The 14,979-nt window shown below is 48.7% G+C and carries 13 protein-coding genes; 11 read left to right on the plus strand and 2 right to left on the minus strand.

Annotated features, from left to right (window positions below; translation table 11 throughout):
• Positions 1-33: 33 nt before the first annotated feature.
• Positions 34-972 carry a Ppx/GppA phosphatase family protein gene (locus FVR03_RS04215; RefSeq protein ID WP_147920517.1) on the minus strand — a complete coding sequence of 313 codons (939 nt, stop codon included), beginning with the start codon at positions 970-972 and terminating at the stop codon, positions 34-36.
• A gap of 222 nt (positions 973-1,194) precedes the next feature.
• Positions 1,195-2,079, minus strand: a complete 885-nt coding sequence (locus FVR03_RS04220; RefSeq protein WP_147920518.1) for a class I SAM-dependent methyltransferase — start codon at positions 2,077-2,079, stop codon at positions 1,195-1,197.
• Between the two features lie 106 nt (positions 2,080-2,185).
• On the opposite strand from FVR03_RS04220, the gene dapF reads away from it, so the two are divergent.
• From dapF to FVR03_RS04275, 11 genes are all read left to right on the plus strand, one after another.
• The gene (dapF, locus tag FVR03_RS04225; protein WP_147920519.1) at positions 2,186-2,959 is read left to right on the plus strand and encodes a diaminopimelate epimerase; all 774 of its coding nucleotides are present in this window, start codon (positions 2,186-2,188) and stop codon (positions 2,957-2,959) included.
• Positions 2,960-2,981: 22 nt separating this feature from the next.
• Positions 2,982-3,497 carry a GNAT family N-acetyltransferase gene (locus tag FVR03_RS04230; protein ID WP_147920520.1) on the plus strand — a complete coding sequence of 172 codons (516 nt, stop codon included), beginning with the start codon at positions 2,982-2,984 and terminating at the stop codon, positions 3,495-3,497.
• A 392-nt stretch (positions 3,498-3,889) separates the two neighbouring features.
• The gene (gene secA / locus FVR03_RS04235; RefSeq protein WP_147920521.1) at positions 3,890-7,261 is read left to right on the plus strand and encodes a preprotein translocase subunit SecA; all 3,372 of its coding nucleotides are present in this window, start codon (positions 3,890-3,892) and stop codon (positions 7,259-7,261) included.
• 83 nt (positions 7,262-7,344) lie between these two features.
• Positions 7,345-7,971, plus strand: a complete 627-nt coding sequence (locus tag FVR03_RS04240; protein ID WP_147920522.1) for a hypothetical protein — start codon at positions 7,345-7,347, stop codon at positions 7,969-7,971.
• Positions 7,972-8,013: 42 nt separating this feature from the next.
• Positions 8,014-8,676: a deoxyribose-phosphate aldolase gene (deoC, locus tag FVR03_RS04245; protein ID WP_147920523.1), complete on the plus strand. Its 663-nt coding sequence runs from the start codon at positions 8,014-8,016 to the stop codon at positions 8,674-8,676.
• Positions 8,669-9,181, plus strand: coding sequence for a sporulation protein (locus tag FVR03_RS04250; protein WP_147920524.1), 513 nt, complete (start codon positions 8,669-8,671; stop codon positions 9,179-9,181). The genes deoC and FVR03_RS04250 overlap by 8 nt, the downstream gene beginning before the upstream one ends.
• 264 nt (positions 9,182-9,445) lie before the next feature.
• Positions 9,446-10,645: a M20 metallopeptidase family protein gene (locus FVR03_RS04255; RefSeq protein WP_147920525.1), complete on the plus strand. Its 1,200-nt coding sequence runs from the start codon at positions 9,446-9,448 to the stop codon at positions 10,643-10,645.
• A 20-nt stretch (positions 10,646-10,665) separates the two neighbouring features.
• On the plus strand, positions 10,666-11,292 hold the full coding sequence (locus tag FVR03_RS04260) for a hypothetical protein (RefSeq protein WP_147920526.1): 627 nt from the start codon (positions 10,666-10,668) through the stop codon (positions 11,290-11,292).
• Positions 11,293-11,555: 263 nt separating this feature from the next.
• Positions 11,556-12,419 carry a porin family protein gene (locus FVR03_RS04265; RefSeq protein WP_147920527.1) on the plus strand — a complete coding sequence of 288 codons (864 nt, stop codon included), beginning with the start codon at positions 11,556-11,558 and terminating at the stop codon, positions 12,417-12,419.
• A gap of 219 nt (positions 12,420-12,638) precedes the next feature.
• Positions 12,639-13,094 (plus strand): Hsp20/alpha crystallin family protein, encoded by a 456-nt coding sequence (locus tag FVR03_RS04270; protein WP_255474050.1) that lies wholly within the window; start codon positions 12,639-12,641, stop codon positions 13,092-13,094.
• A gap of 303 nt (positions 13,095-13,397) precedes the next feature.
• Positions 13,398-14,897: a Do family serine endopeptidase gene (locus FVR03_RS04275; RefSeq protein ID WP_147920529.1), complete on the plus strand. Its 1,500-nt coding sequence runs from the start codon at positions 13,398-13,400 to the stop codon at positions 14,895-14,897.
• Positions 14,898-14,979: the final 82 nt, after the last annotated feature.

The following is a 14,979-nucleotide window of genomic DNA, read 5'->3' on the forward strand; positions in this document are numbered from 1 at the left end:
AATGAGTGAATGTTTTTTACGCACATTCAAAATTCACTCACTCAAAATTAAATCCAGCACCCCTTCCTTCAGCGCGTAGGCCGATACGCGAATTTCGTTCAGCTGGTATTGTTGCAGCACAAAATCTATGACAATGCCGGCTACTACAATCATATCGACGCGCATCTCCAGCATGCCGGGTATGGCCAGGCGTTGGGTGTGGTTCTTAGTGAGAAGTTGGTGGTAAATCTGGTAGAAATCTGCTACAGCCAGCGCAGATGCGGGTGGGGGAGAAGCTTCTTTGCGCCAGGTGTTGCCTTTGCTTTGGGCATCTATGTCGCAAAGGGTGTCGAAGGTGCCGGAAGAGCCGACTAATACCGTTGGCCGATGTATGGCAATGGCCTCAGAGAGTGGCTGCAGTTTTTCCTGCAGAAAAGCCTTTTCTGCTGCTATACTGTTAGCCGAAATCGGGTCCTGCTGAAAGAACTTGTCCATGAGGCGCTGTGCTCCGATTTCAAAGCTTTTTTTCCAGAAGATCTGGTGCACGTTGCAGATGATGAACTCCACACTGCCGCCGCCTATGTCTATAACCAGCGAGGTTGCCTCATCCAGCACACCGGCCGCTCTTACGCCGTAGTAAATCAGTTCTGCTTCCCGATCGCCATCTATTACCTCCACCTGTATGCCGGTCTGCTGCAGAATGTCCTGCACAAAAGCTTCGCCGTTGGCCGCGTTGCGCACCATGCTGGTCGCCATGGCCCGTACCACGCGCACCTGGTGCTCCTCCATCTGCCTCCTGAAATCCTGTAGCGTATCTAAAGCACGTGCATAGGCCGCAGGCGCAATAGCACCGCTGCTGATGCCGCCCTGCCCCAGCCGCACCGGCACCTTTATCTTCACCAGGTCTGTTAAAGCGCCAGCTGCACCAACTTCCGTTATCTGCAGGTGAAATGTATTCGTGCCCATATCGATGAGAGCTATTCTTTTGTCCATTTCCGGAATGAGTGAATGAGTGAATAAGTGGTTGAGCGAAAGAGAGTATTTAGAAAGCCTCTGTAACATAAAATAGTATTTGCCGGGGCAACGCCGGATTATTCCAATGAAAAAGGCCTTCCAAAGAAAAAGTGGGCAAAACCAGCCAAGGGTTAGTCACGACAATAGACCTTTCTACAACACTCGTGTCTAAAATCTACTATCTAGCATCTAAAATATAATTCAGGATTTAAACCTGAAAAACGTCCCCAGCGGCAGCTTCCGCTCGCCTTTGTCCTGCAGGTAAATTTCGCCTAACTCTTCGTTTTTAATTTGCGCTCCAAAAGTCTGGTGCATCAGGTTCTCCAAAATCAGGGCCGAGAAGCCGAGGGAGTAGAGGTTGATGAGCAGGAAATAATCGGTTTTGTCGAGCATCTGGTGGCAGAGCTTTATGAGTTCGTTCAGTTCGTCTTCCAGCTGCCACTTTTCGCCGTTCGGGCCTCGGCCATAGGCGGGCGGGTCTAATATAATGCCGTTGTAGGTGTTGCCGCGCTTCACCTCACGCCGGGCAAATTTCATGGCATCTTCCACAATCCAGCGAATGTTGTCGAGGTTGCTGGCTTCCATGTTGTCGCGGGCCCAGAAGTTCACCTGCTTTATAGAGTCGAGGTGCGTAATATCGGCTCCGGCTGCTTTGGCTGCCAGCGAGGCGGCACCGGTGTAGGCAAACATGTTCAGTACCTTCGGCGGCTTAGTTTTCAGGTTGCGGGTGGTGTCGTAAATAAACTGCCAGTTAGCATCCTGCTCCGGGAATAGCCCCACATGCTTAAACGACGAGAGCCCCAGCCGGAAACGCAGCTGCATGTCTTTGTACCGGTAATTGATGTGCCACTGTTCCGGCATTCCTTTTTTCAGCTGCCACTGGCCTTTTTCGGAGCTGCCTTTGTCGCGCTTAAAAACGGCTTGTGCCATGCGTTGCCACTCCTGCTCCGGCAGGTGCTTGTCCCAGATGGCCTGCGGCTCGGGGCGCGCCACATAATAGCTGCCGAAGCGCTCCAGTTTCTCGAAGTTTCCGGAGTCTACTAATTCGTAATCAGGCCAGTTTTCGGATGTTAAAAAGGAATACATATCTTTGTGAATTATTTCTGACAGTGTGTACTATTCGGTAAAAGTACTACTATTACTGCTAACCTGAAAAAATGCACGTTAGAGCTGTTTTAATTGTTACAGATACATGGCAATAAGCTTTTTTAAATACCAGGGCACGGGCAACGACTTCGTGATGGTCGACAACCGGAAACACAATTTCCCTGCAGATGATGAGCAACTGGTGAAGCGCCTGTGCGACCGCCGCATGGGTGTTGGGGCCGATGGCCTGATCCTGTTGCAGGACCACTCCGCCTACGACTTCGAAATGGTGTATTACAACGCCGATGGCCGCATAGGCTCTATGTGTGGCAACGGTGCCCGCTGCACCGTTCGCTTTGCCCGCCACCTGGGCGTAATTGAGGATGTGGCCTGTTTCCTGGCTGCAGACGGCGAGCACCAGGCCAGCGTAGAGCGCGACCTGATACACCTGAAGATGAACGATGTACATGGCGTAGAGAAAATCGGGGATGATTATTACCTGAACACCGGTTCGCCGCATTATGTACGGTTCGTAGACGATGTGCAGGCGCTGGATGTGTACAAAGAAGGAAAAGCTATTCGGTATAACGAGCGTTTTGCTGAGGTCGGAACTAATGTGAACTTTATTCAGCAGCTATCAGGAAATGAGTTTTTTGTGCGCACCTACGAGCGTGGCGTGGAAGACGAAACACTTTCTTGTGGAACTGGCGTAACGGCTTGTGCTTTGGTGGCAGGTTTGCGGGGCATAAGCGGACCGGTAAAAATCAAAACCCTTGGCGGAGACCTGGAAGTGAGGTTTCAGCACGAAGACGACAATTTTCACCACATAAAATTAATCGGGCCGGCTAAGCAGGTGTTTACGGGTACGGTAGCTCTCTAACCAATACTTAACCCAGATCGATATGTTACTGAAGTCAGACCACACGTACCTCCGCGCTTTAGAACCTGTCGATCTGGATTTTTTATACACCCTCGAAAACGATACCAGGGTGTGGCAGGTAGGCAACACACTTATGCCGTACTCCAGGTTTGTGCTGGAGCAGTACCTCGAAAATGCCGCGCTCGATATTTTCACCGTAAAGCAACTGCGCCTTGTTATCTGCACCCACAACCATAAGGCTGTAGGCGCTATTGATCTTTTCGATTTTGAACCGCTACACCAACGAGCCGGGATAGGTATTGTAATTGCCGGACCCGAACGAGGCAAAGGTTATGCTGCGGAGGCACTGCAGGTACTATTAGAATATGGCAGACAGATTTTGCAGCTTCACCAGGTCTATTGCTCTGTTACGGCCGATAACGAGGCAAGCCTGCACCTTTTTCAGAAAGCAGGTTTTGCAGAAATCGGTGTGCGAAGACAGTGGCTGCGAACCCCAACTGGTTGGCAGGATGTTGTTGATTTTCAGAAGCTGCTGTAGAAGAGACACAAGACTTTTCAGCACAAGGTTTAAGAATAGGTTAGGTTGCCGACTTCGGTAGAAAACAAATTATTCTAATAAAAACGTCCTTCCAAAGGGTATTTGCCTTCCTTTCAGCCAAGGGTATCTAACCTCCAACCCAACCAGCCAAACATAAATCTCTCTCAAAAAGAACTTCTGCCACATTGCCCCTTGTTACCAATATTGTCAGGAGAGAGGCAAGCTGCTGCAAATGAAAAACAAGCAGGGTTTTGTCTTTCGGAAAATCTGACAGATATCAGTTTAAATCTCAAGTTGGTATTGTTTTCGTACTGATAGTAAGATATATCAGAAAAACACCTTATTTTTGACGATATTGCGGTTAAAGATATTCATTTAAATACTCCTATAGAATGCTTGATTTTTTCGGTAAAACCGTTGCGAAACTATTCGGAACAAAGTCCGACAGAGATATAAAAGAGGTGGTACCCTACGTTGCCAGGATAAACGCAGAGTACGCCAAACTGGCCAGCCTCACAGATGACCAGCTACGCCTGAGAACAACCGAGGTAAAGGGCACCATCGATGAGCGCTTAAAGCCGATCGATGATCAGATTGCCGGCTTGCACAAGCGTGTGGCCGATGAGCCGCAGCTGGATATTGTGCAGAAAGAAAACATCTTCTCAGAGATTGATGAGCTGGAGAAGAAGCGCAACAAAGAGCTGGAAGTAGTGCTCCTGGAAGTGCTGCCAGCCGGTTTTGCCATTGTAAAAGAAACAGCGCGCCGCCTGAAGGATAACAAACAGTTAGTGGTAACCGCCACTGATATGGACAGAACCATAGCAGCCCGCAAACCAAACGTTGTGATAGAAGGCGACAAGGCTATTTGGGCAAACAAATGGCTGGCAGCCGGCAACGAAGTAACCTGGGACATGCTCCACTACGACGTGCAGCTGATTGGTGGCGTAGTGCTGCACCAGGGTAAAATATCTGAGATGGCCACTGGTGAGGGTAAAACATTGGTGGCCACGCTGCCTGCCTTCCTCAATGCGCTTGCCAAACGTGGTGTGCACGTCGTAACTGTTAACGACTACCTTGCCAAACGCGACTCAGAATGGATGGCGCCGTTGTTCGAATTCCACGGCCTCACCATCGACTGCATCGACAAGCACCAGCCTAACTCCGAAGCCCGACGCAACGCCTACCGAGCCGACATTACCTACGGCACCAACAACGAGTTCGGCTTCGACTACCTCCGCGACAACATGTCGAGGGAGCCGCAGGACCTGGTACAGCGCAAGCACCATTATGCCATGGTCGATGAGGTTGACTCCGTGTTGATTGACGATGCCCGTACACCGCTTATTATTTCCGGCCCTGTGCCACGCGGCGATGAGCACGAGTTCTACCAACTGAAACCACGCATTGCCATGCTGGTAGAGGCGCAACGCAAAGTCATAAACAACTTCCTGACAGAAGCCAAGCGCCTGATCAAAGAAGGAAATACCCAGGATGGCGGTCTTTCGCTTTTCAGAGCTTACCGTGGTTTGCCTAAGAGTAAGCCCCTGATCAAGTTCCTGAGTGAGATGGGGAACCGGGCCATTATGCAGAAAGTAGAAAACCACTACCTGCAGGACAACTCCCGCATGATGCCGGAAGCAGATGAGCCGCTGTACTTCACCATCGATGAGAAGCACAACCAGATAGAGCTGACCGAAAAAGGCATCGACCTGATTACAGGCCAGGGCGAAGATCCGCACCTGTTTATTCTGCCAGATATCGGCATGGAAATCGCCAACATCGAGAATAACAAAACCCTGACCGAAGAAGAACAGCTGCACGCCAAAGAAAAGCTGATTGCCGACTTCCAGGAAAAAACGAAGCGTGTACACACCATTAACCAGTTACTGAAGGCGTATACCCTTTTCGAGAAAGATACCGAATACATTGTTACGCCCGACCACAAAGTTAAAATTGTGGATGAGCAGACAGGCCGTGTAATGGAAGGCCGTCGTTACTCCGATGGTCTGCACCAGGCCATAGAGGCGAAAGAGAACGTGAAGGTAGAAGATGCTACCCAAACCTACGCCACCGTTACGCTGCAGAACTACTTCAGAATGTACCACAAACTGGCCGGTATGACTGGTACTGCCGAAACAGAGGCCGGTGAGTTCTGGGACATCTACAAACTGGATGTGGTAGTTATTCCTACCAACCGCCCAATTTCCAGAAAAGATGAGCACGACAAAGTATACAAAACCACGCGTGAGAAATATAATGCCGTAGCCGACGAAATAGTAGAGCTAACAGAGAAAGGCCGTCCGGTATTGGTGGGTACCACCTCAGTAGAGATTTCGGAGTTGTTGAGCCGTATGCTCACGCTGCGCAAGATAAAGCACCAGGTACTCAACGCCAAAATGCACCAGAAGGAAGCTGAAATTGTAGCCGAAGCTGGTAAGCCTGGCACCGTAACCATCGCTACGAACATGGCCGGTCGTGGTACCGACATTAAGCTGGCACCAGAGTCTAAGGCTGCAGGTGGTCTGGCCATTGTGGGTACAGAACGCCACGAGTCCCGCCGTGTAGACCGTCAGTTGCGTGGTCGTGCCGGTCGCCAGGGTGACCCGGGTACGTCGCAGTTCTTTGTGAGCTTAGAAGATAACCTGATGCGCCTGTTCGGCTCCGACCGTATTGCCCGCCTCATGGACCGGATGGGTCTCGAAGAAGGTGAAGTTATCCAGCATTCCATGATCACGAACTCTATTGAACGTGCGCAGAAGAAGGTAGAAGAAAACAACTTTGGCCAACGTAAGCGCCTGCTGGAGTACGACGACGTAATGAACGCCCAGCGGGAGGTGGTATACAAGCGCCGTAGAAATGCTCTTTATGGTGAACGCCTGGAACTTGATATCTGGAACATGATCTACGATATCAGCGAAGACCTGGTGGTAAACTTCAAAAACACCGTCGATTACGAGAACTTCGAGCTGAGCATTATCCGTATTTTTGGATACAATACGGGCATTACCGAAGATGACTTTAAAGCAACGCAAGCGAACAAACTTGCCGAGCGTTTATACAACGAGGCTCTGAGCCATTACCGCACCAAGAACAAGCAGATAGCGGAGCAGGCCTACCCGATCATTACCGACATTCATCAGAACCGCGGACCAATGATCGAAAACGTAGCCGTGCCGTTTACCGATGGCAAACGCCAGCTGGCAGCCGTAGCAAACCTGACCAAAACGTATGAGTCGCATGGTTCGGAACTTATCCGGGCCATGGAGAAGATTATTACGCTAGGCACCATAGACCAGGCCTGGACCGACCACCTGCGCCAGATGGACGACCTGAAGCAGACGGTACAAAACGCCGTATACGAGCAGAAGGACCCGCTGTTGATTTACAAGTTCGAGTCGTTTGAACTGTTTAAACGCATGATCGGCAAGGTAAACGAAGAAACCGTTTCGTTCCTGTTCCACGCCTTCATTCCAATTCAGGCGCCAGAGCAGGTGCAGGTGCCGCGTATACCTCTTCAGCCTAAAGCACCTGTGCTGCAGGAGCAGAAGCAGGAAGTACATTCGTCGTTAGAAGGCAGCGATGGTTCTACTTCTATGCAAGCTCCTGAGCCACAGAAAGTAATGCCAGCGCACTCACAACGAGTGGCAGGGCGTAACGATCGTGTAAGCGTGCAGTACCGCGATGGCCGTGTGGTAAAAGACGTGAAGTTCAAAACAGTGGAGCAAGACCTGCTCGATAACCGCTGTGTTATTATAGAAGAATAAAAAGTAGTAATAGAAAGAGCCACTATGCCTTTTAGGTATAGTGGCTCTTTTATGCCTGTTCTGTGGCTGTCAATTTATCATTTATGAAACATATTTATCTTTTAATTTTATTTACTGCTTTTTCGTGGGCAGCCTATGCACAGTCGTACGAAGGCGTTGAACCTGAAGGACCAGAAGAAACACCAGAGCTGAACAAGCTGCTGAAAGCGGAGCTGGGGCTGCACGGAATAGGCTTAAGTTATGAGTTGCCGGTAAGCGCTAAGTTTCTGGTAGATATAAGCGGCGGTTTAGGAGCAGGTTATGCTGTAACAAAAGGCAGCTATTACACCGACAGCTTCAGCTCTACCTGGATTTTTATCGACCCTGTAGTTTATGTAAAAGCAGGTGGCCGGTACCTGTACAACAGGAGCAAACGATTCGAAAAATTAAAGTCGGTGCGGAACAATGCCGGTAATTTTATTGGGTTCCAAACGAAATACACAACGCAAAGAGCCTTCAACAACAACGTTTTTGACCAAATGGCTGAACCGCTGAACAGAACGTGGCTGAACGAAATTCACTGGGGCATACAACGGGACATGAGCGAGAAGATTTTATTTAACTTGCACCTCGGCATTGGGTATGCGGCCGACCTCGACTTCAGAAACAGCATTGCCTACCCGGCCATTGGCGCTACATTTTCGTACATCCTGCACAAAAAAAGTATATAAAAGCTTCTGAAGGCCAAAATCATTGGAATAATTTATACAACTATGTCCGGAACAGAATTAGCACCTTACATAGACCACACGCTGCTGCGCCCCGATGCAACAGAAGAGCAGGTGGCGCAGCTTTGCGATGAGGCTGGCGGGTATGGCTTTGCGGCAGTGTGTGTGGCACCTTGTTATGTACAACTGGCAAAAAAGCAGCTCGGCCCCGGAACATTAGTAAAAGTGGCTACGGTGGTGGGTTTTCCATTGGGTTACCAGCACCACAAAGTTAAGTTCCTGGAAACACACCAGGCCATAGAAGACGGTGCCTCTGAAATTGATGTGGTCATGAACGTGTCGGCGTTTAAGTCGGGGAACTATAACCATGTAGAGAATGAGTTAGGCGACCTGGCCAAATTTTGCCACCTGAAAAATGCCGAACTGAAAGTGATTATAGAAACGGCCCTGCTTACAGACGAGGAAATTGTAAAAGCCTGCGAAATTTGTGCAGCAGCAGGAGCCGATTATGTTAAAACATCGACAGGCTTTGCAGCAGGTGGAGCAACAGTAGCCCACATCGAACTGATGCGCCGTACCCTGCCACAGCACATTAAAATAAAGGCATCAGGCGGCATTAAAACATTTGCCGATGCCCAAGCGTTAGTTAATGCAGGAGCCGACCGCTTAGGTTGCTCTGCCAGTATACAAATCGTAAAACATGAATAAAGTAAGTAACCTGCTGTTTGCGCTGCTTTTTCTGGTGCTGGCAGCTTGTGGGTCCAGTTCCCGTACCAGCACCAGCGATGCAGGCAGGGCAACAGGCAAAACCAGAGCAGCAGAAGACCTGAGCGAGTTCAGGCCTACCTACCCCGACGCAGAAGCAACAGGCAGTAACGCCGCTGCACCCCTTACACCTACAAATCACGTCAATAACCGCGTGGCCGCACTTATGGATACCGTGGCCAGTGTGAATAGAAATGTAAAATACGCACAAGGCTTCCGGATACTGGCTTACAACGGCTCGGAGCGGCAAACGGTCATGGATCTTCGGAAAGCCATTATAGCCAGAGTGCCGCAGGAGAAGGATTACCTGACGTACCAGCAGCCGAACTTCCGCCTGAAAATCGGTGATTACTTTTCCAGGATAGAGGCACAGCAGGTGCTGAACCAGATAAGAGACTTGCTCCCGAATGCCCAAATCGTGTCGGACCAGATCAACATCAACAAATAAGAAAACAGAAAGTTATTTTTGTTGCAGATATTGAAAAAACGTTGTGGTTTATCGTACGGATAACACAACGTTTTTTTTTATTTTGCGGGAGTCGTTTCAGTAACGTTCTGGTTCAGCAAGAGAAGCGTAAATTATTTAAATGATTTTGCCCTTCCAAAGCATTTTACAGCTGAAAACTGTCAAGGGTAAGAAAATGCTCGGGCTACTATAAGCGATGTAAAACAGGAGGAGGGCCATGCAACCAGTTATAAATTAAGAAAATTGATGTCTTCAGTAGCAGAGAAAATAAAGCAGTTTGCCCACACCTATGCACCCGATACGGTAGCCTTGCGCCGCCACCTGCATGCACACCCTGAGCTCTCTTTTGAAGAGCACAACACGGCTGCTTATGTAGAGCAGGCGCTCAGGAGCTTCGGCCTTACGCCCACCCGTATGGCAACAACAGGTGTGGTGGCTGTTATAGAAGGCAGAAATCCTGCAAAAAAAACAATAGCCTTACGTGCCGACCTCGACGCACTGCCCATTGTGGAGCAAAATGAGGTTAGCTATAAATCGAAAAACGAGGGAGTAATGCACGCCTGTGGCCACGATGTGCACACGGCATCGTTGCTGGGTGTTGCCCGTATTCTGCAGGAACTGCGTGAGGAATTTGAAGGAAGTGTGAAGCTCATTTTTCAGCCTGGCGAAGAAAAATTTCCGGGAGGAGCTTCTGTTATGATAAAGGAAGGGGTGCTGCAGCAACCGGCACCCGAAAGTATTATGGGGCAGCACGTGTTCCCGATGCTGCCAGCCGGTAAAGTCGGTTTCAGGAGTGGTATGTACATGGCCAGTGCCGACGAAATTTACATTACTGTAACAGGTAAAGGTGGCCATGCCGCCATGCCGGAGCAGAACATAGACACCGTGCTGATTGCGGCGCACCTGATTGTGGCGCTGCAGCAGATCGTGAGCCGCCATGCCAGTCCCAAAGTTCCGACGGTGCTCTCGTTTGGCAAAGTAGAGGCCATGGGTGCTACAAACGTTATTCCGAACGAGGTCAAAATTCAGGGCACGTTCCGGACGATGGACGAAAAGTGGCGGAAAGAGGCGCACAAACGCATTAAAAAGCTAGCCGAAGGACTTTGCGAAAGCATGGGCGGCAGCTGCGACATCGATATAAAAAATGGTTACCCTTACCTGAAAAACGATCCGGAACTGACAGCACGCGCGCGCAAAGCCGCTGAAGCTTTTTTAGGCGAAGATAATGTAGTAGACCTGGACCTTTGGATGGGAGCCGAAGATTTTGCTTATTACTCGCAGGAGGTGGCCGCCTGCTTTTACCGCCTCGGCACCCGAAGCGATGCCCGCAACATTACCTCCTCGGTTCATACGCCAACTTTCGATGTGGCCGAAGAAGCCCTGGAAACCAGCATCGGGCTGATGGCTTGGCTGGCAGTGCAGGAGCTAAGTGCTACAAAGGTGTAATAGTTTTCAGCAGAAATAGAATGGTCTTGAACGCAACCGAAGCTTTAGAATATCAGTTACCTGCCGGCTTGTTTGGCCGGAAGCGGATGTTGCGCCTGCTGCCCGAGTACCTGGAGTTCGAAGACAACGACCTGCAGCCAGGGCAGTTCAGCAGACTTAGCAAAGCCGACATCGTAGACATCAGGCAGGAAATGACCTGGATTGTGTGGTACAGGTTTAGCGTGGGCTGTGAGTTTAAGATAGATATTCAGACCAAATCGAAGCAGGTGCTGGAGATCAGGTTCAGGAGCTACTTTAGCCAGAACAACGCCAGCATCAGAGCCTTCATAAAAATTACAGATACGCTCTGGGAATACTACATGCAGGGCAAAGTAGATGCGTACCTCCACCAGCTACGCCAGAACCAGGAGGTAGAACTCCTGGATGTAAAAATGACACAGCACAAAGTGGCCATTTTTACGGATGAGCCGCCTGTACCCTGGCAAGAACTGCAGGTAAAGCAATACCCGAACTTTTATGTGCTCTACCAGCAGGGGCAGCCCGACAAACACAGGCAGGTGTATTACTTCGCCTGGAAGAGCGAACTTCTGCTAACCCTGATCGAGAGTATGCAGGAAATAGGAGAGGACGGCCCACTAGCAGCCTAGTGCTCCTCTAAATTCAAAATTATAAGTTATGCTGTGGCTCACCAGAGCTTGATGCACAGTAGTTGTAAAGTTGACCCTTAGCAAGATTTTGTCAGATATCCTTATGGAGGGTATTTTTATTTAAATAATTGCTCTTCCTGAATTACTTGCACCAAAGCTCCAAAAAGATTGAACTGCCCGAAAGACGCTGAATTCAGGCAGAAATCTAACATGTGGCCATTCAACAATTAACAGGCGGCAACCAATAATCAGTAATTATTCTAATGAAAAACCTCTTCCAGAAGCAACATGGTACCTCAAGTGCCAAGGGTCTCCGTTCTCTATACAAAGGATGTACGTTGCTGGCTGGCTTACTCCTGCTGAGCGTGGTGCCTGGGGTGGTGGCGGCACAGAGCAAAATTACAGCCGCTACTGCTTTATGGCCTGAGGTGCAGCTGAACTATGGTGTAGGCGAAGATGGTATACTCTTTTTTCAGAACCAGTACCGCATCAATACCGACTCCCGTTTTAACGACCTGGCGGCTTCAGGTCCTTTCAGTGGTTTTGAGCGGGCACAGCTAACCTTGGGTTACGAACACACCTTTACCGACCATTGGCGAGGTGGTGCGCTGTTCAGGTATGCCTTCGAGAATTACCCTAAAACACAGTTTTATACCGCTTTTCTGAGGCACAACGGAAACATCGGGAGCCTGTTTTTTAACAAGCAAGGCATGTTTGAGTATGTGAATCAGGAAGAGCAGGATGCCTTCGGGAGATACTCGTTCCTGGCTGAACTCGGCAAACGGTTTCCGGTAGGCAACAGGTTTTTAACGCCGGCCCTCTCTTACGAACTGCTGCTCAGGAGAGAATTTGGCAAGAGTACAAGTACTGCCGAGGAGCGCACGATAGACCGCACCCGCCTCCGCTTTGAGCTAACCTACGAACTAACAGAGAACCTGCGCTTGTCGCCTTTTGTGATGCGGCAAACAGATTATTATTTTGTGCTGGTACCGCCAAAATATGATGAAAATGACAGATTAATTGAAGATGGTTACACCACTAAACGTAATAGGATTTCTCCAGTAATCGGACTGGAGATAAAATTTAACTTGAATACACCAGTTAACACTGCCAGTTTTACATATTAGCTGTATAGGCATCTGAAAATTAGTCAGATAAGGCAAATGAGGATTAATTTTTTAATGACATTATTTCATGATTTAATAAGATAATTGGAGTGGCATACTTTTTACTGTAAAATGAGTGTAATCAATTAGTAATACATAACATTTAAATAGGAGGTAATAATTATGGCACTTACAAGAAACAGTGGCTTACAGCATGATATGCCACAATCATTCAGCTCTATGTTAGACAGATTCTTTAACGAGTCTTTAAACACCAGAACAGTTTCAGCTTTTACGCCACACGTAGATGCCTGCGAAACTGAGAAAGGTTTTGAACTGGAACTGGCTTTGCCAGGTATCCGGAAAGATGATATTTCCATAGATTTTCAGGAAGGCAAATTAACTATTTCCGGGGAGCGTAAGCTGGAGCGAAAAGAAGATAACCGCCGTTACCACATGATCGAGACACAGTATGGCTCATTTAGCAGAACCTTCTACCTGCCAGACAATGTGAACCCCGATCAGATTAAGGCGAACTTAGTTGATGGCATTCTGCATGTGTCTGTACCAAAAGATGAGCAGAAGACCCTGAAGCGGCAGATAAAAATAGGCTCCGATGCTACTGAAACAAAACCTGCTCAAAAGCAGAAGCGAGTAGCTGAGGCCTCTGAAAATGGATCAGCCGTAACTGCATAGTACTGAATAAAACCAAGATGGGGGCCAAAATTTCTGGCCCCTTTTTTGTTTAAATGTTTTTACGTATACTAGTATTCACAAAAAGGCGCACATGAGGCACGGCCGCCCTTGAGGGTAGAAAGAAGCAAAAGTCTTCTGAAGGCCTTTTTCATCTGAATAATTGCTTCCGAAGTCGATCTGTTAAACTTTCTGAAAAACAGAAGCATAAGTGCCCTATACTATCGTATACTAGAGTAGCGTTATACATTTATTATATAGGCTATTACAAATATTTATAATCAACTAAAGTATTTTTAAGTATTCATGAAAACGAAACAGTTTATTGTTGGCTTAACGCTTTCTGCCATGATGGGTGGCGGTGTTGCCGTTGGCAGCTACAAGCTGCTCGAAAATAACACGGCTCAAACTGCAGGGCAACAAGAGGAGGTGCAGTACCCGAACGTGCGCTATACAAGCAGCATGCGCAGCAGCGAGATGGTAGCACCCGAAGGCCTTAACTTTATTAAGGCAGCGCAGGTGTCTACTCCGGCAGTAGTACACATTAAAACAGAATACAAAACCCGTACCGCCGACCGTTACAATAGCCCCATGGAGCCTTTCCTGCGGGAGTTTTTTGGTGATGGTTTTGGCGAGCGTGCCCCCAGGTCTCCGCAGATGGGTTCAGGTTCAGGTGTGATTATTGCCTCTAATGGCTACATTGTAACCAACAACCACGTTATCGACAGAGCCGATAAAATTGAAGTGGTAATGGACGACAAGCGTACTTTTGAGGCGAAACTGGTTGGCACCGACCCTACCACCGACATCGCCTTGCTCAAAATTGAAGAAGACAAACTGCCCGTGGTGCGCTACGGTAACTCCGACGACCTGCAGGTAGGGGAGTGGGTGCTGGCCGTTGGTAACCCTATGAACCTGACTTCTACCGTAACTGCGGGTATTGTGAGTGCTAAAGGCCGTAACATTAACATACTGCGTACCAGCGCGAACAAAGACATGAGCATTGAGTCATTTATTCAGACTGATGCCGCTGTAAACCCAGGTAACTCTGGTGGTGCGCTGGTGAACCTGAATGGCGACCTGGTAGGAATTAACACAGCTATTGCCTCACAAACAGGTTCTTTTGCAGGCTATTCGTTTGCCGTGCCATCGGCTATCGTGAGCAAGGTAGTAGACGACCTGCTGAAGTATGGCGAAGTGCAGCGGGCTTTGCTTGGGGCTTCTATTCAGGAAATTGATGCTACCTTAGCCAAAGAAAAAGGGCTGAAAACGCTGAACGGTGTTTACATTGCCGAAGTGCAGGAAAGCAGCGGAGCCAAAGAAGCCGGACTTAAATCTGGTGACGTGGTAACGGCCGTAAACGATGTGAGAGTTAGCAAATCGTCGCAGTTGCTGGAACAGGTGGCCCGCTACCGCCCTGGCGATAAAGTAAAAGTAACTTATTTGCGCGATGGTAAGGAGCGCTCTGCTAACGTAACGCTCAAGAACCTGAATAACAGCACTGAACTGGTGAAACGCAGCACTGCCAAAGCTATTACCTTCGATGGAGCCAGCTTTGAGCCGGTTAGCAAGCAGGAAATGAGTAAGCTGGGGATAGATGGTGGTGCTAAAATATCTGGCATCAATAACAGCAAGTTCCGCGAAACAGGTATGAAAGATGGCTTTATCATCACAAAAATCGGTGATAACAGAGTAAACGTACCAGAAGACGTTGAAAAGCACTTGAAGAGCTTTGAAAGCGGTGTAGTTTACATAGAGGGAGTTTATCCGGATGGATTAAAAGCTTTCTACCCAATAGGGAAGTAAACAGCCGATAATGACGTATAAGAAAAAGCTTCCGCAGTCTTGTGGAGGCTTTTTCGTTTTTTAGCTTTGTAAGAATCCTTAC

Source organism: Pontibacter qinzhouensis, from assembly GCF_008017455.1.
Taxonomy (GTDB): domain Bacteria; phylum Bacteroidota; class Bacteroidia; order Cytophagales; family Hymenobacteraceae; genus Pontibacter; species Pontibacter qinzhouensis.